Raw genomic sequence first — 21,077 nt, forward strand, 5'->3', positions numbered from 1 at the left:
TTAATTGGAATACATGGTATACAATTACAATAGTAATTTTTACGATTAGTTCTATTCTATAATTCATGCTCCGCTTTGTCAACCTTAGAGTCACGGTTTGTCGCTTCTTCGACCGTATTCCATCGATTACGGTACTGTGCAAGCTTAGGATGAAGTTCCTGGGGTTCGCTCGAAAGCACCAATCTGACATTTCTAATCCATTCTCCAAATGATGCATAGGAAGCGCACAAATTTGCAGTTTCAGGACTCATGTACAAAAAAAGTGGGGTCGTATACTTTTCCGCCAAAAAACGGATGGCTGCTTCAATCGGCGTATACTTTTTACGCTTACCTTCCCAGTTCTCAATCACAACAGCACTCAAAGCTTGCTCCCGTTGCCACTCTCCCAGCTCGTCCACCCGCTTGTAATACGAACGTACCGGCTGCTTCCACATTCTTCTGACGGTTTCTTCATGTAGCGGATACAACACCAGCTTTGTAAAAGATAATGCAGCCCCCGTTTCGGCAAAAAGCTCCAGCTCTCTGGCTGTAATCTGCTCGAACGTATCATAGTAGACCATGGTCCCTTTATGCGTCTCGATCGGAGGCTCATAACCATAGGGTACATATTGAAGGTTTCTTGTCATGCCGGACACTCCGTCCTTCCATAGATGAACTTTTCCTTCTATATTATACCCTTGTTTTGGCATGAGTTTACATCAAATGTTTATCCTTGCTCAACAGCAGGCGTATTACGGCGTGAACCCCTTCGGAATTGCAACGCATAAAGTCCCATCGTCACAAGCGCAATCAGTGCAAGCACCGTAAAAATATTGCTAAAATTGAATACCTGCACATTAGATACGACAGGATTCAAATGAAAGGACGACGAACTATCCAGCGTTTTGCCCAAAATACTTGTCGTGATCGCCCCGGCAATGAAATTCAGCAGAGATAGCAGTCCCATTCCAACACCAATCTGGTCTTTCGACAAGGTACGAGAAATCGTGTTGGACATGGCAATTTGCATGAAGGTCTGACCTACGTTTCCGAAAATAAGCAAAAATAAAATCAGATACGGAGAGGCACCCACAAATGTAGACAAGCTGATAAAACAGATAAACAAAAGCGATACAGCTGTATAGACGAGAAACGAATTTCCTTTGCTATCCGCCAAACGCCCTCCTCTTTTACCCAATAGAGCCGAAGCAATAGCAGCCGGAAACATAACCAGTCCAATTATTGCCGGCGTGAGCTGATTGAGACTGTTCAGAAACTGCGGTGCCAAGTACGGCAATCCAAAGCTAATCCCCGTCCCTAAAAAAGCGATAAGGAGCCCGTATGAATATTGCTTGTTACGGAACAGCTTCGGCTGGATGAATGGATCATGCGCAGTGTTAATGCGCCATATAAACAGTGCGAATAACACCACACCTACCAGAAAAAACATCATATTAGTTTGCGAAATCGAAAGTAATAAGAAGGCTACTGTTCCACCCAGTAATAATCCGCCCAGAAAATCGAACTTCTGATCCTCTCCACGCTGATCGTCCAAATATTTGCGGAAGAACGGCAATGCGATCAGTGGCAGCATGGAAATGACGAACAAAAAACGCCAGCTTGCAAAGCCTGTGATCAAACCGGAAATAATCGGAGCCAGTGCAGTACCTAACGCCAAGCCGATTGCTGTGACGCCCAAAGCACGTCCCCTTTTTTCAGCCGAGAAATAACGGACTGGGACGATCATAGCAGTTGCCGGAATAACAGCAGCCCCTGCAGCCTGAAGCAAACGAGCTACAATGAGCATCCAAAATTGATTGGCCAACAGTCCAATAAGCGAACCCAGTGCAAAAAAGATAATCCCAAACGTCAGCAAATCCTTAAGACGATATTTATCTGCCAATTTGCCGTAGGTCACCGAACCAACTGCATACACGATCATATAGCCAGTCAGCAACCAACTTACATCGGAAGCACTAATATGAAACTCCTCTCGAATCACAGGCATAACGACATTAAACATAAAAGCGTTCATCACTGAAAAAACAAGTGTGAAAGCTAGCACTCGCATAAGCTTATCCGCATTGGGATAAGTTTGTTCATTTATCATTTGGTTGTCTCCCTCTCCTGTAAACCTCTTATCTAAGATCATATTGCACTGTTTTTGATACCCCTATCCGGGCAAATTCTCTATATATCCGCTCAAACGCGGGTGTCCGCAGGGTGGTAGTCGCGGAGAATTTTTTTAAGCAGACCGCGTAGCGTCTCCGATTCTCCTACAGATAATGTTTCACCTACCGAGCTTTTAATTGCCTCAATAGTACGTTCAGCTTCTTTGTGAATCTCTAAGCCTTCCTCAGTCAAATAGATTTGCTTCATTCGTGCATCTTCCGGGTGACTTTTGCGTATTGCCCAGTTTTTCTTAACGATCCCGTTAACCAGGCTGGTAACGCTTGATTTATCAATAAGCAATAGCCTTTCCAAATCCGTATTGGTGACTCCAGGCGACACCGCCAGTATATAGAGCGTCTGCGATTGTGGGGAGGTGAGTCCCAAAGGGCGCAGTGCCGTTTCAATTTCGCGCCGGACGGTAGTGAAAATCCATTTAATTAAATACATCGTGCTCTCTTCCTCCCAAGGAAGACAAACGGGATACACCTCACTTCCCATCTCACTACGAACCTCCCTATCCATCTAAATTTAATAGTTTGAATTCCAACTAATTTTAATCAGCTGCCTACTTGGTGTCAATACTTTCGTAAAATAATGCTTTACTAGATAAGATGAATTTCAAATTACGAATTCATTTTTTATGGAAACTTATGTATAGCAAAAGACGAGCCCTTGAAGGAAGCCCGTCTTTTACTTTATTTCTGTTATATAGTTGCTTAGTCTGCACTCTTCACTTGAACCAGCGGGTATTCTTCTCCATCAACGGTAACCGTGCTAGCATCGTTCAGCTCCAGCCTTTGCCAAATGGTCAACAGCGTACGATAAGGATACTTCTTCAGATCGTACTCCTTTGTCTCTGTACCATCACCGGACGTGCTGCCTATGGTTTTATCGGCTGCTATACCACTACCCTCAGTAGAAATCTCCGAAGTCGAGCCTCCGTCCGTGTTGCCTGTCACTGCTCCAGACTGATCGCCGCTTGTTCCACTGGATGTACTACCACGAGCTGTTGAACCACTGTCCGTGGATTGTCCATCTGCTGTCGTACTTTTTGTAGTGGCGCTCCCAGTGATTACGTCACCGGATGGATCATTGTTCGCATTACTGGCAGCTTCCTTGTCGTTCTGTTCAACAAGCGTAAAATTTTCGTATAAGTGCTCCTGTTGGTCCGCCCCGACAATGACGAGCTTCTTCGGCTTAAATTCTGCCTGCTCTGTCGATGTCTGAAACGCAAACAACAGCTTGACCATTTTCGTAGTGGACTTGGTATTAGGCACATGTGTCACTATCGCCGTAGGCTCCTCTTTTACGGGCACTGTAGGCTCTACAGGCTGTTGTACAGGCTTCGGAGCAGCAACAGGCGCAGGTGTGTCACCAGATCCGATCACCCCGGTTGCTTTCAGGCCGCCGAGCGTACCTGCAATGACAATCAGCACGATCCCGGAAATCACCCCACCTTTACGAAAACGACGAAGTGTTTTGACCAACGGCGTGTCCGTCTCCCGCTTTGCTGCCAAATAGAAATTTTTAAAAGCAGGCTTTGCAGGTTCGAAATATTGACGCCACAGCGTTTTTTTATGCAGTCCCTCTCGTCCTTCCTTTTGGAAGAATAGAAGTAGCGCACGTCGATACGACGGTTCGAAACCGCCACGTGGCGTAGCAAACTCGGGGTGTTCTTCCGACCATCGGATAAAGCGGTACATCGTATCGTTATCCTTCGCCCATTTGCGGATCGAACTGACCAGACGAGCGAAGTCCAATATTCCTTTTCCCGGCCCGTCAGAACGATAGAATGCAGGCAACAGACGGGCAAAATGGCCTTCCGCAAGCTGCTGGGGCAGCCAGCCATAAGCCCAATCCTGTACCTTTTCTACTTCGCCAAGCTCCAGGCCGTCCATCACAGACGGTTCCGGTTCCTCCGTATTAAACCAATCGTAAGCCGCAATCAATCGCACTGCTTGTCCCTTGAGGGGAGCAGGCAGCTTTCCAACCCACTGCACCAAATCGGGCCGTGTAAAAAATGGAATCTGTACGACCTGATCGGGTGATATTTCTTTTAGCTCTACTTCGGTAAGTAAATACCGATCCGACGCTTCCTGCAGGCGCTCTGTCAATCCAGATTGCTCCAGCGGGGACAGTTTGCCTACAGCAGAGCTGCTGTCCCATTGACGCAAGCGTTGGTGAATGGCAGCCACAGCCTCTACTGGTTTTCTTTCGGCACGCAGTCTGCCCATTAATGCAGATTCTGCCAAAAGCTGAAAATCGGCATTCGCCGACACTTCGATATACCGACTGCCCCATTCGTGCACAACGGCCAGCAGCCCCTTGGCATCCGGTGTTCTTTTCATCTGACTGTCCATGTAGGGAATGAACAGCATTTTTGTAAGCGCCGGATTACCCAGCACTTTCGTAAAATATGCCTTGCCTAATGACGGATTCTCCTCAATCGTATGGTAAATATACGTGACTGCTTCCGTATTTCTGGCAGTATAAGCATTGTTTAGCGAACGGATTAAATATTCCACCAACCGATTTTCGCTGCTGCGTGCATGAACTTTATAATAGTCCTTGAAACTATCGACTAGACCTACATCTGGAATATATCCATCCTTCACCCGATCAAATTCATGATCAAAAAACGATAGAAACAGATCATTCAGCCTCATTTTACGTGGCAGCGAATCGGGTGGCGATAAATAATCAGTCAAGCTTCGTAATACAGCGATTCGTTGTTCGTTGTATAATGCCCGCTCTCCCTGCTCAATTCTGTACAACGTAATGAGCTCATGATAGCTGGATGGCGTCAAATCACGCCCTGCCTCCATACCTGTCAGCATTTGCTCGGCAAATTTGAAGAAATCATCCGGCGTCTCACCATTCAGCAACGTGCGGACAATCCAGTCAAAATACGGCTGTCTCACCTGCTCTGCATCCACATTAAGTATTCGACTATGGTTAGACAGGTCAAATACAAAGTCCTTTTCCACATTCCGATCACCGGGACGCAAACTAAAAGGCTCAACGAACATCAAGTGAATGCCTTTTCTGCTGTTCGGTTCCTGTGCATATGTAAGAAATCCGAGTCTGTTCCGAAATGCATAAGGCAGTGCCGCATACAGCACACCCAGCAGCTGCTTGGCTGAAGATCCGACCGCTTCTACAGGAACATTCAGCGCTACATATACCTTTTTGCGACCCGCTGCGGACATCATGACTGCGTATAAAAGCTGTTTGAACACTTCTTCGCTCAGCTGCAATTGAGCCAGCACTGTAGACGGGTCAACAGCCGGAAATACACTTCCACCCGGTAGACGCTCCAATTCCGGTAAATCCGTTCCCTGCTCAATATCATAGGTATCAACAAATGATGTGTTCAGCCACTGCTTATAGTCAGACGGAGATTCACCATGTCCGGCTGGAATCACATAGTTGTGCGTGAAAAAGGCGCTCCGCAGCCCAGTAAAATCCGCAGCCTTATAAATACTGCGGCCAAGCACTACATCCCCGGACTCCGTCCGTACCAGATGCATGGCTTCTGGATAGACGCTTTCCTGCTTCTCGCCACGCGCCGTCAAGGCAGCAGGCGCATCATATACACATAAGGGATGGAGCACCTTTTTAATAAAAGAAGCATCCAATCCTTTGGAATTAGCCACTGTATCGAAGCCTTCCGTAGAACGGAAAATTCCACGCCGTTCCCGTGTGTACATCTGCTGTTGTATCAAATGAGAGGTAGAATAACTCACTGTGATTCTCTCCCCTCAATGTACTTCAACTTGTAAAGTAGCCAAATGAATGGCTCATCCACACGGATCGGACTAACCAATCCTTGCAGCTTTTGCTCCACTGGATTGCTACCCAGCGCGGAAACCGCGAAATAGGCCGTATCCGTAAAATATACATCCATCGTGCCCTTGAACGGCTTATCCACCTTTTCGATGAAGCGTCGAACTTCGCCATCAATGTTAGCGAACTCATCCAAATCCATATATTTGCGATGCTCCATCGGATTAAAAATATTGCTATTCGTCTTGATGTATGTGCCTTCTTCATCTGCCAATGCAGTAAGCATATCACTTTTGGTCAGGACGACAGCAGTCGGAATGTCCGTTTTCCCTTTTTCCTGATAAGCAATAAAATCACCGAACATCGTAAGTACGACATCACGCGGTTCATCATATTGTGAGACCCATTCACCCGGCTTATCGCCAAGGTTAATCTTAATGCGCTCCCGAATAGAGCGGATTTGCAGTGGATCGACCATAAAGAGAATACCTGCTGAATTCTTAATATGCTGTCCATGCAGTCCCAGATAGTCCTGATCTACCATTCCCTCCCCGGCGACATCAAAAAATACCAGCGTCAGTGGCGGCTTTTCCTCATCCTTAAATACAAACTGGAAGATAAAAGGCTCCTGCATCTTTTCTTTTTGTGTCGATGTAAGCAGATCGCCTCGTTCAAATAGGGGTTCCTCATACATAGTGCGGAACTTTCGGCTGATCTCTGCATTGAGCGGCATGCAAGCCGCGTCAAAATGATCGGCTGTAACATGCTGCAACGTGTGAATCAGGGAGGTCATATAGACAGATTTCCCCGCCTGCGAAGCTCCAATAATCGAAATGATATTGCTAGGCACCTTACCCGCGGTCACGGGCAGCTCGTTATGACAGTGTGGGCACAGTCGATGACGCGTCAGCTCGCCATAACGGTCTGTCAGTCCTGTTAGTACATGATCAGAATACAATCGATGTTCCTCAGGAACATCATGGGGATGCAAAATCGCCTCCATATCATGCACACTGTCCAAGCCAAAACGCTCCCGATATTTGTTCAACAGCTCATCTTCACCTAAAGCGTAGTCCTCGTCATCTTCACGGTGATGAGAAGCACGGAATACCACGTCCTCCGGGGAAAATTTACTAAAGCAATAAGGGCACACAATATCATAAAATAACGGCCTTGGCGCTGCCTGTGGCTTTCTTCTGAATAAATTACTAAGAAAACTCATCGGTTGCGGCCTCCTTTCATTCAGGAACTAATTCATATACCGTGCCATATTTCTGGCCGTCTGTAAAAAACAGCCGCACATATTCATCTCCCCCCACTTCAACAGCGGGTAAAACATTCCGTCCCGCGGCAAAGGGTGCCGTGAATGGATATAAGGTTCCATCGTCCCGGTCTGCGGGATAGCCCCCGCGCTTCTTCACGTAGCAAAGCGCCTCCTGCGGGACAGGAACTTCGGCTGTCACCTGAATCTGGACGGTTTTTCGGCTGCGAAACCAGCTTTTTTTATGGTGAACCGCATATCTGATTTTAGCCCTCCCTGTACTCAACTCCAGTTGGTTGGCTCCATCTTGCTGACGGATCACGTAAGTATCTCCATCCTCCCGAACAGCCGGATACACGGTATACCGTACGCGTCCAATGCCTTCAATTCGGTCACGATAGCTGCCAGCAGCCTTATACTCCTCGCGTGTAAAAAGTTTTAGGCTTGAAAAAGGCGGTAAAACTTCACCCTCATTTTGCCCATTCACACCTGCATCGGCTGATTGTTTCGCAATATATACCACGGCTGCGCCCTCAGGCCACTGCCAGCGTAACACAACCCGGTTGTCGTCAATTTTGTGGCTCAGCTCCGAAATAACAGGATCACCGGGCTGTGCTTCCCTATACTGCATAAGTTCCAGCCTCCCGTTCTAAAATCCACTGCTGCGTCGATTGCGCGTTGGGGCTTCCGGTGCCCCTCTCCGGCGTCCTGACGGCGCACCCTGACTTCCTCCACCGGAAGATCGGCGAGTATTTTCCGCAATCGGTAGAACAAGCGAAAAGACAGCGATAAGGGCTGCCAGTACGAGCGCTGCCACCAAACGAATCATCAAGTCGCCTATAGGCGAGCCAGATAATCCCTTTTCCAAAATAAAGCCAGCGAGCAAGCCTGCCGGGACTCCTCCAATCGCAAAATTCCGCGCGAGAAAACGGTTATCAAACATCAGCCCAAGAGCTAATCCTAATAGAACGCCGATAATGACCAGAGCCGTTACGCGATAAATGGCAAAATACAGACTGTCGGCATACTCACCTGTCCGCTCCGTTACCAGTGTGCGATCACCGATTTTGTTATATATTTTACCGAACGCCTGAGTAAGTCCTTGGGCATTAGCTACATTAGAATAAGTTCCGCCTGTCAGGTCAGCAATATTTTGCAATAAGGCTATACCATCCGACTCTGCCAGCTTCAGCCCGATCGTATTGATCGGAATCTGGCGGGCGATATAAGGAGCCAATGCCGTCTGGGTATCCAGCTCGCTAAAGCCGTCAGAGAGCATAATAACGAGAGAACCTTTTTCTGCATTGCCTTGGGTTTCAATCTCCTTGATCGTCTCATCCAAAGCAAGTCCGATCTCTGTACCGCCTGACATTATAGTCTGCATGCTATCGATTTTGGAATAAACCGCTTGCTTCTCTGCATCTGTGCGAATTGGAGTAAACGGCTGAACCAACTGGGCAGTAGAATCAAATGAAACAATGGCTACCCTCTTGTCTCCATCCATTTGGCCAATTAGACTCTTAGCAGCCGTTAGGCGTTCATTATCAGGATCTGTTTGCTGCATACTCCCGGAATTATCAATCACAAGCACGAGGTCCTGTACGCTCTTGCGCCCTTCAGGATTAACCTGATAGCCCAACTCCAATAGCAGACCTGCCACGAACAACATCACTAGCGTAGCAGGCACCAGTAACTTCCAGGATAACCCGGAGTAGCGCTGCCGCCATGAATGTCCATTTAACTGTGGCGAAATTAGTTCGCCGATCAGACAACCTAGGCCAATACACAGTGCCATGATGCCAAAATACAGCCCGATCACGACGATATGCGGCCAGTGCCCTATCAATTTGTGAAGAATAAGCTCTCCCAAGATGAAGCCTACTACAGCGCCCAGCAAGCCGAACAGCAATAGGAGAACGTTAAATTTACGCTGCTTCATAAGAATCTTTGCTTCCTTCCATCATTAAAGTAGGATTAATATGTGGCTACCGCAATTCCGGCAACCGGTCCACGTCGATTCCGTGAAACACGAAACCATTCGCAGTATATGTCTCATAATACGTTTTGCCGTTGCGGTAAACCATCAGATCCTCCAGATGGAAGCCGCCCATCAAATGCAGCTTTTCCACCCCGCTGCTGCGACGCTCATGTACAAAACCCAGCTTGTAAATACGCGAAGTAATGTCCACATCCATCGCATAAGGGAGAAATTCGCCTTCGTAGTCACCAAAGAAGTACTTTTCTTCATACCGATGCTCATGGGTATAGTCGAGCAAACGTACGTTAATTCCGCCATGTTCCTCTAACGTTTGATACAGTTTTTTAAACAGCTCATCCTTCGGAACGACCAGCCGATTTTCATATGCAGCAGCCACATTGGCACGCCGCAATAATTCTTCTTCGAAGGTCTGATTAAACGGCTGTGAACTGAGAATCAAGGTGCGACAGGTCTGCGTGAGTCGATCCACCAATGAGGACAGACCCCCGTCCAGCAATCCGGATACAGGCCCCATATGCCGGGTATCAAAAAATATAGATTTCCCCCGCTTGCTTTCCAGCTCACGCATGACATCCTCCGTCACACGCTCGTAATATTCGAACAGGTTTTGACCTGTGTAACTGTCGGCCTGCCGAATACTATCCGTTGCAGCTTGATGCAGTTCACGCTCCAGGCTGGAAAGCTGTACTGTAATATGCTGCGCCTGCGCATGCCATTTTTCTAGTGACAGTTCATAGCGGCGGAGCAGCTCCAAATCGGCTTGAATTCGCAGCATGTGCAGTTTGTGCCCGTAAACCGTCTCGGTCAGGTAACGAATCAAGCTTCGAACATTATGCTTATCCATGAGTGGCAATCGTTGAAAAGGTTGGTCCTCCACTCGTCCGCTATACAGGGTGTCCAGTTCAGCGGCACTAATCTGCAAGTCATTGGACGTATCCCGAATCAGTCCACGAATGGCTGTAAGCACATTCCCTGTTTTATTTTCATCCGTCCAGTCTGTCAACTCGAATAAGCCGATTTCAGGATATTCCTTGGCAGCTGCATTCACAGCCGACTGTAGACCTGATTCCGCCTGAAAATCTCCCAACCGTTTGTGCACAATCCGTTCACAGTTATCGCGGAAAAAGGCTTCGCAGCCCTGACCAAACAAGGCTTCCTCCGCCTCACGTAATGTCATTCGCTTCAACGAGCCGTAGCTTGCTCCGCTGGTCATCAGTGCGCTCATATCCGTGATCGCTTCATTACCAGGAACGAGATCATTTCGCGTGCGACCGCGCTCAGCAGCATCTAACCCAAAATAATTCAGCTTATCGCGTATGTCCCACTCTTGCTCTGTTCTCATACGCTCTAACAGCTTCACATAAAAGTGATACAGCACAGTCAGTGCGATTGACTGGTTAGGGCGGTTGACTCGGGAAAATCCAGCCGACACATAACCCTGCCGCCCGGATTCCGTCATGATGTTGTTTTTAAACGATGTATTGTTGTATCCCCCATCCTGTGACCGATAGGAATCTCCTGCCTGATAGCGATTTTTAAGAAGCTGAATATGGCAAATGATGTCACAGCTTTCTCGCAGGCTATTCGGCACCGTTACGCCGCGTTCGTTCTTGTCGGACAGCACATAGACGAGGTCGAACAACGGTGATGGAGCATGGGTTACTGGAATGGTCAATTTGTCCTCGGTCATATGAAGCGGTGCCGTAAACGTATACTCTAGACTCTGGATATAGTCCAGCTCCCGCATGAAAGCAACGGACGTTGCACTACTGTAGCCGAATTGGACAGCCTGATCGCTTTCATTCACCAACACATACAGATCCATTTGTACCGATTTAAAAGACTGTGCAAAAATATACTCCGCCAACAGCGTAATTTCAGGGATTAATACGTTCATGGGGTCATCCGCTGTCGTCAAAATCGACAAATGGACACGCTCGAACGAAGAATACAACCGACCGTAATCTGCCAGATGTCCACTAGCCCGGCGCAACGCGGTGTTAAGCTCAATTAGCTGCGATTCATGTGTATAAAAAGCCTGGTGCAAGTCACGGCGTATCGTTTGGTGGCCACTTTCCTCCGGTACCGCTATGGTATGAACAATAGCATCCACCGAACGATCTACAGCCGCATGATCTTCCTGCGAGCGGATCTGAATATACGTTACTCCCGTGCTGTTATCCCACTTGGTCCGGTTGATATCTGCAATGGTGTTCATCACCGGGTTCATGCGATCACCGATAAAAAGAAACACGGACGGGAAATGGATGCTACTGCGTCCATCTCCGCTTCCGATTAATTGGTCCTCTGCGGCTGCATAGTCAGCCGCATAACGTAACAGCTGCTCTCTCATACTTTATTTCAACTTTCTGCGGATGTCGTTTAATTTTCCAGCCATTTGAGCATAAAATGCATATAGTTCCGCTCCGTTAGCCAGCTCCACCTTTTCATATTCCAATTGATTGCGGGCCTCTGTGTAAGTCGCAGCCAGTTCATCCAGCTTCGACAGCAGTGGTGTAATATCCTCCGATGAAGTCAATACAGCATCACGGCGATCCGCCTTGCGCATTAGAGCTGCGAATTTCTTTTCTTCCAAACCACGGAAGTTTGTAAACACTTCAAACTCCACATAATTACGGCTCTTCATGACATTGGCAAACGGCTCCCAAGCCTCTTCCTCTTCGTCACGATCATAGACGTACAAAGCGCCTTTTTTCGTAATCGTGTCTGTATAGAGAGCCTGAATGAACTGATCCAGCCATTTTTCTTCATCCTGATATTTGCCCAGCAAAGCTTCCAGTTCAGCTGCTTTCGCTTCAATTTGTGTATATTTCGCTAGTTCTTCACGAACCACCTGTGTTAACTCTGGTGAACGGATCAGGTTTTCCTTCGCCATCTCTTCATTGATGCTGCCAAAGATGTCCTTGCTTCCGGCCTGCTCCAGCCCTTCAGCCAGCAGACGTTTCAACTCAGACCATGCTCTTTTTACCTCACCCAAATTCGGCTTGGATTCCTGCAAGCGCATATCGTAGCCTGCCAGCATCGCATTCAGATCTAGCGCATGTGAACGGATTACAGTGAAGCGGCTGCTCGTATTTTGATCGACATCCTTTTCCCGAATCACGCCAAGTGACTTGGCACGGTCAAAATCATTACGAATGCGGGCATTGTAAGCTTGCACACGCGAATTGACGTAAGTTTCGCCCCATGACTTTTCAGGAATCGGCGACGGAAGATTAGTCCAGTTGTTCTGACCTGTTTGTACCAGATGGCGGCCAATACCTTCGCGGTCAAGAATCGTTTTTTCATAGCTTTCTTCATACACTTTGAGCGGCGTATATACAAACAGAGGAACACCATTACGCGTATTGAGCCAGAAAATCCGGTTACGAACTTCACTCTCTTTAATAGTAAAGTGTGATTTGCCAATTGCATTATTTTGATAATTGCGAACGCCTTTCAGGATATTAGGTGACTGTACAGGTACTGAAACGAATCCCCATGACGGGAAGTACAAGTTGCCAGAGCTATTACTCAGATGAAACACAGGTACAGCTTCCTCATCCAGTTTGCTCGCAATGTAGCGCTCCACAAATTTTTCAATGGCTTCATCTTGCCCGTATTTCATGACGAGGAAATCTTCCATGGAACGGGTAATGAGATCACCGAACTTATCAGTCAAGAAATTGGAGATTGAGCTGATGATGTCCATATCCTGATCCTTCACCCATTGATCTGAATTTTCGAGCAATTCTTGGGCAAAATCACGAATCAAATCATCACCGTTGCGGTTATCCAGCAGCTTGGTCACAACTTCAGAAATATCCGGTACACTTACCAGATTCCAATAGTACGTTTTGTTACCTTTGTGATCGGACTGCTCCTCGCCGTTAATCAGCAGATCGCCATTCTTCTCGAAAATTGCGCTCAGCGCGTTCAAAATTTCAGTAAATACATTATAAATGCGGCTATTTTCCTTGTTCAACAGGTCATACAGGTCTTCATAAAACTCAATGAGCTGCTCTGTACGTTCCACATCAGCCCGCAGCCAATATTCATTAATTTTCGCTTCGATGTACGCATTTTTCTTTTTATCCTTAGACACAAACGCGCTCTTGGCATCGCCCAGCTTTTCGTTCGCCTGCTCACGTGCCCATTCAATGTCCGTTGGAATACGGTGCAGTGATTCACGCAACGTCTCAACATATGAAAGCAGCATTTTCAGCAAGCTAAATCCTTTTTCAGTATAAATCATGCGGGATACATAAAACGGCCCTTGCTCAGGATGGAGAAACATCCGGCGAATTTGATCCGTAAACTGTCCTGTAATTTCCCCAGGAAGCTGCTTCTTCGCTTTGATATACTCTTCGCGGGCACGCGTCAGGAACGTTTGCTCCAGCTCGGTGTCCATATTGACCACTTGCATTTTAACGACATTGCTATAACTTAACCGTTCACTGTTTTCAAAGCCCGGAAGCGGCTCAGGTACACGGGATTCAAAGTTTTTGATCATGCTATCCAGATCCACGCCCAGCTTGCGGGCAAACTTCTCTACATCCTCTTGATTTGGCGATTGCTCGAACATTTTGGACATTTTGCCAAACATTCGATAGGCCAGATATGTCGTCATTTCCTCCATTGGCAGTACCGCCGAGGAAGCCCCGATAATATTGTAATCGTAGTTTGCCGGATACGCCTTATTCATTTGTGCGATGTTGGTACGGATATTGCTGATATAGTCATGAATGGCAAACTCTTCGCCCGACTGTTTTTCCTCACTCGCCATAAAGTTAGTGATGTTCTCAGCGGTGACATTCATGCAGTAATCATAAGCATTTTCCAATAGCTTGCCTTCCGTATTCGTGGCCGAAATGAGGTGGCACAGATTAAACGGTGGAAGCGGCGAGTTCACGGTCAAAATGTTGCCGTACTGCTGCTTAAAACGTTCACCACGGCTGTCTACATTCATCCAATAGTCCAGTTCTTTCAGTGCAGCATAACCGTTCTTTTTAATATATTCACGGGTATGCTCGCTCAGGCTTTTGTTCGCCAAATTAATATCCGGTGTAAACAGATAACCTAATGTATTTACACGGTCTACGCCTGCAGAGCCATAGTCGCGCTCAATAATTCCTCGGACGATATATGAAATATCGAGGAAAGTACCGCTTCCTGTACCGCCGGACAAACCGGACAGCAGGAACACCATAAGCTTCTTGTTGGTGCCTTCAGACAGGGTTTTGATTTTTTTGTCAATGCTTTGTACGACCTGATTGATTTTGGTGAACAGCAGCAATCGTCCTGCCTGCCGCACCCCTGCCGCACCATTCATACCATCGGTAATGCTTAGTTCGGGAGACAGCCAATCGGTAATGTACGGCTCAAGAATGCTGCGGTTTTGCAGCAATCCGCCGATTTCCGCATTGGACAGCAATACAAACTCATTGATGGGGTCCAAACCAATCCCCTTGTATTTTTTGTTGCGGTCTTGTTCATTCGTTTCAAAAGCGAGAAATTCCACATTGTCCGGTTTATCGCTCTTTTTCTTGGAAATCGGATCTGCTGGAAGCTTGAATCTACGATTAATTTGATATTTCAAGCGGAGAAGGGCATCAATTCCCGTGCCTCCGAGTCCGATAATTAAAATAGGATTATCAATAGTATCAACTCTGATCTTATCGCTTACGATCCCTCCGCCGAGTGATACGTCTAATTGTTGGATATGCTCTCTAACTACTGGTTTCATAGATATGACCTCCTAAGGGTTCGTTTAGCTGTTTACTGAAATAAACTCCAGTAAAATGGTTTTGTCCACACTGGCTAACGGAATCGTCAGACGATCACCGTTTTTGAGTTCAAGACCGTTGCCTGAGTCAACAGCCCGTCCGGATTTTTCAATCGTAATCTCGGGGGTACTGCGCACAATGATACGATCCTGATTGGCTGGTGTGAACACGACCTTGTCGGTTCCAGCAAATTCCGGTGCCAGTTGCAGCAACTGGTGCAGATTAAATTTGCCCCGGAAGGTGTTCAGCTTCTTGTATTGCGGATACGTTTTTTCGCCGGTGTTCTCATCCCGGATTTCCAGTACGATTTGACCGACAAAGCCACGGTTGGCCTTTTTGACAGCCTTCCAGATGAAATACGCGGCAACCAGCAGAACGAGCAGTCCCAGCCCTAAAAGAATGAGTGGCATTAGCTTGGACTTTTCAGCAGGTGTTGTTGGCTGCGTCGTGCCCGTATTCGTACCGCTCGTCGCCCCTGCTTTAGCACTGATGGTTACAGGCTGTGTTTCACGGTAAAAGCTCTTCTCCTCTGCTCTAACGGTTAGTTCGTAGTCATGCTCATCTGGAATCGTATAGGAACCGGTAAAAGAATCCCCTGCATTGGTTAACGGCACCTCATTCGTTGTACCGGAATCCAGATCCTTGACCTTCAGAACAGCATTCATATTCGCATACAATTCCTGATCCTGGAGCTGCTGGCTATTGCTCGTCAGGTAGGAACGAATTTGAACTGCATCGCCTTTTTTGTATGATTTGGCTGACGGTGCGTCCATTTTCAGCTCCAAATCATAGTTAAACACCAGATTAATATCAATCTGATCCTGCTGGACTCCCTTGACTTGGAGCTTCCAGTCACCTGCCACAGGCTTAAGTAGTTTAATCAGCGAGTAGCTTTTGGACTTGGACAGCAGCACATCGCTCGAAGGAATTGGCTTGGTGTTGCCCGACGGGTCTATCAGTCTCGCATCCACCGGTTTTGAGGACATGATCGAAATGTTAGCCTCCAGCACACTATCGTTCGGTACGGTTACCGTTACATCCTGATAGTCACCGTTTGCCGTAATGGACTGCAAAGGCACCACTTTCAACTTCAAATTGCTGGCGAAAATTTCACTCAAAATCTTCGGCAGATCATCCGCTGAGCTTGTAATAAAAGATTTGCCGCCCGTTTGCTGCGCTATGTCGGCGAGCTTGTTTTTATTCAGCTTTCCATCTGCATTCAAGCCGATGGTGTAGATTGGAACGCCGCTATTCTTAGCCTCAGCTACAGCCTGTGCCATATCCTGATCGGATTGGCTTTCGGTTCTGCCTGTCGTCTTATTAAAATCGTTGTTACCGTCGGCCAGCATGACGATCATAGGCGCATGTCCAGCTGTTTTACCATCTTGCAAAATGCGGATCGCTTCCTTGACACCCACGGAGGTGTCAGTATACGCCCCCCGGTTCAGTCCGTCAATAAACGTCTTCAGTTCCTGCTTATCCGCTTCGGATGTAATATTAAGCAAGGCTTTCTCTCGCTGTACGACATCCGTATACGCTACAATCCCGACTTTGTCATTTTGCGTCGACAGCATATCAATGAACATTTTCATGGCTTCATTGCCAATTTTCCCAGGATCACTGGTGTTCATCGAATTACTTACATCGACGACCAGCACCGCATCCACCTTAGAAGCAGAGGGTGAAGCGGCATTCGCCATCTGTGGCTGCCATGCCAAAATCGAGGTCATGATCATTGTACATATGATTCCGATGACCAAAAACCATTTTCTGTCTCTACTAAACATCGCTTGTACCCCTTTGCCGGTTAATTCTCATTCTAAATTACAGTTGTACTCCCCTACTATTAAATTATAATGAGTTTTACATGAGCGCCAGCTGAAAATACTGCCCGAATGGTCTGAATCCAACCAAAAAGCCTGTTATACCGCGTGATTTTACCAATATCCTGCAGTAATGATATAATTATACCCCAACAAGGGCAATCGGGCACCAGCCTTCTCCTTTATACGACAAAAATGACAGTAGCGAAACCCGCCCATGTAAAATATTGAAGTAAAAATCCAAGTAGAAAGAGGAAGTACACTATGATCTCATACGGATGTCTGGCGATTATGTTTCTTTTTGTCGCCATCAAATCACTAATTTACTATATACATAAAAAACGGGCCCCGTCGATTACACAAATCGACACCGAGCTTCTAGCACTGTTGAACCGGAGAAGTGAGCGCAATGAATAGTTCCAAACAAGCTGTACAATTTCGCCCATTTACCCGCACAGAGCACGCCTTCCAAAAGCTAAGAGTCTGCAAGCGTTGTGGGCAATTTACCGCCCTTTGGGAAGAAAAGTGCACATCATGTGGTCGGGATACACTAGTTCCTGTAGAGCAATATGCCAGACTCAGAGCCAAACGTTATTTTCGTAAAGACCTTGCTGTCAGTGTCATATTGCTGGCCGCTACTGTCTTTTTCGGCCACTCGCCGCAACAAATGCTTTTGTGCGGTATCGTCGGTGCGCTTCTTCTGCTGCCCTTGGTGCTTCTACAGCAGGGTATTTATCCTTATGAACAGCGTAGGCAGCTTATACGTCTGTTCAGAGGTCGTATAGGGCAGATCCAGGAAGGACTAAACATTAATCATAAAAACGCGGTTGCCCTGCGGCAACTCAGTGAGCGTGTCTCCTATGAAATGCTGCGTGAGATGGCTGTACTCATTCACAATGATCGGATAAGGCTCCAGCAGGTCGCCCTGCTGCAATCTTTCGTTCTCCGCAAAGACATGGAATTAACGCTCGATCCCCTCCTGATCAAGAGCTTCGAGCCGCTTATGGTCAGATATATCGGAGAGATTGCCAGACTCAATCGTGAGCTGATCAAGGACCGGACATTCCGATACGTAGTCTTTTATGAGCGCCGTATTCTGGAATTGGCAGGGGGCGAAGATATTCTCGTCCGCGTAGCCAGTGCAGCTGTCCGTAAAAAGCGCTACGTAGTCACCCATGCCGCTTTCATTTCCAGATATGTACGCAAACTGCCAAAGGAACGAGTCCAGCGTTTATATCATATCATTCAAGAGAATCCGTTAGAACCCTTTGGAGATTTGGCCGATGAAGTAAAGATCATGTACCTGATGGAGCAGTATAAAAACTGATCTGTCCTAACGCCCTTCTATATATGACGTCATTACCATGACAAACCACTGCAATAAAGCAGCAAAAAACCGTCAGGATCGCCAACGTGCCTCCAGACGGTTTTTTTAATTATGGATTATTATAACATTGTTATCTTTTTTATTGGCCTTGCAGTTTCTGCTGCGCATGTCGAATGGAAGTAAAGTTAAGAGCACGCACTCCCTTGCTATCATACACAATAATCTCTTTATTCAAATATGGGTGTAGACCATTAAAATATCCAGGCATAATTAGTCTGCGCATAAATAGGTTTTTACCCAGTATACGGGGTGAATTGGTCGCTACAACAAGCATTTGCTGGGTTGCAGACCATGGGCTAGGTTGAATATATGACAGACAATACTCGCCTGCCGTAAAGTCGTCGCCCAATGTATACCCTTCCTCCGTACATGTAATTTGCAGATCGGCCTGGTGCTTTTGAAGCAGCTCATGTCTGGACAAGCCCGAAGTGATACAAATCACGTTGCTATCAGCCAGTGCTTCCTCCGTAATATCATTAGAAGACACCACGGGATAATGAACACCGATATACGGATTCCAAGTTGCTGTTCGTGGGCTAGCCAAGGCGTTCGCCGTCCGTCTCACCGCCTGCTCTTCCTCCGGTGTAGCATAGCTGGATGGAAGGACAATGTGAAGACGATCCATATAAACGTCAAGCACACCCATACCGTGGCTCAAAACGTTTCTTCCCACGCTTTTCGAGCCCACCGTTTTCATTTTGGCATCCGATTCTTTTGTAAAGCATCCACTGCTTTCTTCCTCCCGTTCGGCAATCAAACGGTATTCAGGTGAGGGGCGTTTATGTGACTGTGTTTTAACAAAGCGAAAGCGGCTGTATTCTCGCAAGTCCAACACGAAAATACGGGCTCCGATACGAACCTGGGCCAGCTCCAAGGGCATAACCTCTTGAGAAAGATGAATGATAAATTCTTCGGCGTGAACTGCCTCGATATCCAACTCACCTGTGGCACTCATTTCACCGTACAACTCGGCATATTCCTCATTTTCATCCATTCGCGTCAGTTCCAGCCAGTAAGCCCGGTTATGTCTCCCCCGTTCCGTCCGATAGGCAATACGCTGAGGTACGACATCTCTTTTCCATTGCATAAGCCAACCCAGTACGCCGTCCAGAAGTCTCAGCTCATGCGTATCCCAGTGATTAGACTGCCGCTCTACAACACCTCTAAAATGATCAGATAGAAGCTCTGTTACAGGGGCTGTGTATGCTTGTGCAAATAAGTAATCCTGATCTCCGCATACATTCAATATTGGCATATTCAACAGATTTATCAGATGCTTAGGATGTGGCGCTCCAGAGATAACCGCAATAGCCGCAAACCGAGAAGGATAAGCCTGTGCCATCGCCCAGGCCGCATAGGCTCCGTTCGAATAACCCGTCAGATAGATCCGCTCTTCGTCCACTCGGTATGCTTGCAGTATGACATCCAGCGCCTCCAAAAAAGCAGCTTCTCCAATATAACTACCCAACGTTACACCACGGCATGAAAAAGTAACAAATATAGCTTCCTCTTCCCAGCCTTGCCCAAAACCTCGATTCTGAAAATCCGGCAAACCCAGCTCATATCGCTTGCCTGGCATCAGGACGATCAGAGGATACTGTCGGTCAGTCGAGTAGCATCTAGGAAGCTGAATGGTATAACGTTGCAAACTATTGTCCAAACGGGAGACAAAAAATCCTTCCCCAATTCCGTCATTAGACAAAAAAATGTGTTCTTCTTGAAGTAAGGATGGGGGCTGTGACTGTTCGGTATGTCCATTTGTGAAGATCTGTTTTAATAGCTTGATATATTCACGCACAATCCGGTAATCCCAGATTTCAAAAGGATCTTCCGGCAAATCCGTTAACCTTTTTAATTCTTCAAGCAGGCCCTCTATTTGTATTTTCTGCGCAGAAGGAAGAATATCTATAGCGCGGGCTTGAATGTACCGGTCATACTCTTCCTGCAAGCCCTCCACGACGACTGACAAAGGCCGCACAAGTGCCGAATACACAAAATGATGCTCCACAGCCTCATGATCCCGATATGTAACGGTGAAGTGCAGCATTCCCGTATTCCTGGCCTTTTCCTCATCCCAGTCATAACTTTGCTCCTGCTCCCAATGTGCTGGAAAGCGATCCAGCTTCATGCCTTCATCATTCGTTACCTCGACCCATAACGTTTGATCTAAGGGAAGATCTATCCGATCCTTACGCAGTAAATAAAATAAGATCGGGCTGTCTTCACCCTCCCTGCCAGCACTTTTCTCAACCTCTAGCCATGCCATATGAAAACGTATATTACGGTCTACAAATTCACGATGCAGTTCTGCCACATCTGGTTCGTTGCATACCTGATTTCCACTGATACGAATAGAGCGGGCCTCCTCAGGAATAAACGCAGCAATGATAACTACCGTGTGATCGCCTTCCTCCAGATACAAGCGAAAAGGACCGGATTCCGCATATACCAGTGTGCCATCTATCCAAATTTGTCCCGTTCCTTCAAAGGGTCTGAAAATCACTTCCTGTGCAACCATACAACGAAGATTTGAAACCAGCAAAAGCCTTTCTTGTTCGGCCAAAGGCGGAAAAACACCCAGATTCAGTTCCGCAGTCCGAGGGTCTAGCTCGGTCAGTAATCGGCACGCTGCCTTTCCTCCGGCTGAAAGCTCTATTCCTTCTTCACCACAAGCCTTTTCCAAATTCCAATCCTCATGAGCAAAATAATTGGACCATTCCCTGCCCACACCGCAATTTTCCGGGAGCATGACCGGACCGACTGCATAAGCAGACCTCAGACGTACCGGATGATCCGACAGCACAGTTGTTGCTTTTTCCAGATGTGTGAACCTCATAACATTCCCCCTCCAGGTTTTTGTTTCCTCAGAGACGTAGTCGCGGTT

General features: G+C 47.1%; 12 protein-coding genes. 1 reads left to right on the forward strand and 11 read right to left on the reverse strand.

Going from position 1 to position 21,077, the window contains the following annotated elements:
• Positions 1 to 56 precede the first annotated feature (56 nt).
• The 10 genes from WA407_RS03415 to WA407_RS03460 form a co-directional block, all read right to left on the reverse strand.
• Positions 57 to 626, reverse strand: coding sequence for a hypothetical protein (locus WA407_RS03415; RefSeq protein WP_322161997.1), 570 nt, complete (start codon positions 624 to 626; stop codon positions 57 to 59).
• An 80-nt stretch (positions 627 to 706) separates the two neighbouring features.
• A complete protein-coding gene (locus WA407_RS03420) occupies positions 707 to 2,089 on the reverse strand; it encodes an MFS transporter (RefSeq protein ID WP_061831361.1) in 1,383 nt (460 codons plus the stop codon).
• A gap of 92 nt (positions 2,090 to 2,181) precedes the next feature.
• Positions 2,182 to 2,649 carry a MarR family winged helix-turn-helix transcriptional regulator gene (locus WA407_RS03425; protein ID WP_336076796.1) on the reverse strand — a complete coding sequence of 156 codons (468 nt, stop codon included), beginning with the start codon at positions 2,647 to 2,649 and terminating at the stop codon, positions 2,182 to 2,184.
• 218 nt (positions 2,650 to 2,867) lie between these two features.
• Positions 2,868 to 5,897, reverse strand: a complete 3,030-nt coding sequence (locus tag WA407_RS03430) for a GAP1-N2 domain-containing protein (RefSeq protein ID WP_336076797.1) — start codon at positions 5,895 to 5,897, stop codon at positions 2,868 to 2,870.
• Positions 5,894 to 7,159 carry a TRAFAC clade GTPase domain-containing protein gene (locus tag WA407_RS03435; protein WP_061831358.1) on the reverse strand — a complete coding sequence of 422 codons (1,266 nt, stop codon included), beginning with the start codon at positions 7,157 to 7,159 and terminating at the stop codon, positions 5,894 to 5,896. The genes WA407_RS03430 and WA407_RS03435 overlap by 4 nt, the downstream gene beginning before the upstream one ends.
• A 16-nt stretch (positions 7,160 to 7,175) precedes the next feature.
• Positions 7,176 to 7,829, reverse strand: a complete 654-nt coding sequence (locus WA407_RS03440) for a beta-mannanase (protein ID WP_254325738.1) — start codon at positions 7,827 to 7,829, stop codon at positions 7,176 to 7,178.
• Between the two features lie 18 nt (positions 7,830 to 7,847).
• Positions 7,848 to 9,137 (reverse strand): vWA domain-containing protein, encoded by a 1,290-nt coding sequence (locus WA407_RS03445; protein ID WP_254329747.1) that lies wholly within the window; start codon positions 9,135 to 9,137, stop codon positions 7,848 to 7,850.
• Positions 9,138 to 9,183: 46 nt separating this feature from the next.
• Positions 9,184 to 11,550: a transcription initiation factor TFIID gene (locus WA407_RS03450; RefSeq protein WP_336076798.1), complete on the reverse strand. Its 2,367-nt coding sequence runs from the start codon at positions 11,548 to 11,550 to the stop codon at positions 9,184 to 9,186.
• A 3-nt stretch (positions 11,551 to 11,553) separates the two neighbouring features.
• The gene (locus WA407_RS03455; RefSeq protein WP_235308227.1) at positions 11,554 to 14,943 is read right to left on the reverse strand and encodes a tubulin-like doman-containing protein; all 3,390 of its coding nucleotides are present in this window, start codon (positions 14,941 to 14,943) and stop codon (positions 11,554 to 11,556) included.
• Between the two features lie 24 nt (positions 14,944 to 14,967).
• Positions 14,968 to 16,770 carry a vWA domain-containing protein gene (locus WA407_RS03460; protein WP_336076799.1) on the reverse strand — a complete coding sequence of 601 codons (1,803 nt, stop codon included), beginning with the start codon at positions 16,768 to 16,770 and terminating at the stop codon, positions 14,968 to 14,970.
• A 445-nt stretch (positions 16,771 to 17,215) separates the two neighbouring features.
• On the opposite strand from WA407_RS03460, the gene WA407_RS03465 reads away from it, so the two are divergent.
• Positions 17,216 to 18,133 carry a hypothetical protein gene (locus WA407_RS03465; RefSeq protein ID WP_336076800.1) on the forward strand — a complete coding sequence of 306 codons (918 nt, stop codon included), beginning with the start codon at positions 17,216 to 17,218 and terminating at the stop codon, positions 18,131 to 18,133.
• Positions 18,134 to 18,272: 139 nt separating this feature from the next.
• Here WA407_RS03465 and WA407_RS03470 read toward each other — a convergent pair whose 3' ends face one another.
• On the reverse strand, positions 18,273 to 21,029 hold the full coding sequence (locus WA407_RS03470) for a PHB depolymerase family esterase (RefSeq protein WP_336076801.1): 2,757 nt from the start codon (positions 21,027 to 21,029) through the stop codon (positions 18,273 to 18,275).
• Positions 21,030 to 21,077: the final 48 nt, after the last annotated feature.

Origin of the sequence: Paenibacillus sp. 203 (assembly GCF_037027525.1) — a bacterium.
Taxonomy (GTDB): domain Bacteria; phylum Bacillota; class Bacilli; order Paenibacillales; family Paenibacillaceae; genus Paenibacillus; species Paenibacillus polymyxa_B.

What these genes read in the sequence shown, in the direction of transcription:
- WA407_RS03415 (WP_322161997.1), bottom strand. Translation starts at nt 626, where the DNA reads ATGACAAGAAACCTTCAATATGTACCCTATGGTTATGAGCCTCCGATC.
- WA407_RS03445 (WP_254329747.1), bottom strand. Translation starts at nt 9,137, where the DNA reads ATGAAGCAGCGTAAATTTAACGTTCTCCTATTGCTGTTCGGCTTGCTG.
- WA407_RS03465 (WP_336076800.1), top strand. Translation starts at nt 17,216, where the DNA reads ATGAATAGTTCCAAACAAGCTGTACAATTTCGCCCATTTACCCGCACA.
- WA407_RS03440 (WP_254325738.1), bottom strand. Translation starts at nt 7,829, where the DNA reads ATGCAGTATAGGGAAGCACAGCCCGGTGATCCTGTTATTTCGGAGCTG.
- WA407_RS03470 (WP_336076801.1), bottom strand. Translation starts at nt 21,029, where the DNA reads ATGAGGTTCACACATCTGGAAAAAGCAACAACTGTGCTGTCGGATCAT.
- WA407_RS03460 (WP_336076799.1), bottom strand. Translation starts at nt 16,770, where the DNA reads ATGTTTAGTAGAGACAGAAAATGGTTTTTGGTCATCGGAATCATATGT.
- WA407_RS03450 (WP_336076798.1), bottom strand. Translation starts at nt 11,550, where the DNA reads ATGAGAGAGCAGCTGTTACGTTATGCGGCTGACTATGCAGCCGCAGAG.
- WA407_RS03435 (WP_061831358.1), bottom strand. Translation starts at nt 7,159, where the DNA reads ATGAGTTTTCTTAGTAATTTATTCAGAAGAAAGCCACAGGCAGCGCCA.
- WA407_RS03425 (WP_336076796.1), bottom strand. Translation starts at nt 2,649, where the DNA reads ATGGGAAGTGAGGTGTATCCCGTTTGTCTTCCTTGGGAGGAAGAGAGC.
- WA407_RS03420 (WP_061831361.1), bottom strand. Translation starts at nt 2,089, where the DNA reads ATGATAAATGAACAAACTTATCCCAATGCGGATAAGCTTATGCGAGTG.
- WA407_RS03455 (WP_235308227.1), bottom strand. Translation starts at nt 14,943, where the DNA reads ATGAAACCAGTAGTTAGAGAGCATATCCAACAATTAGACGTATCACTC.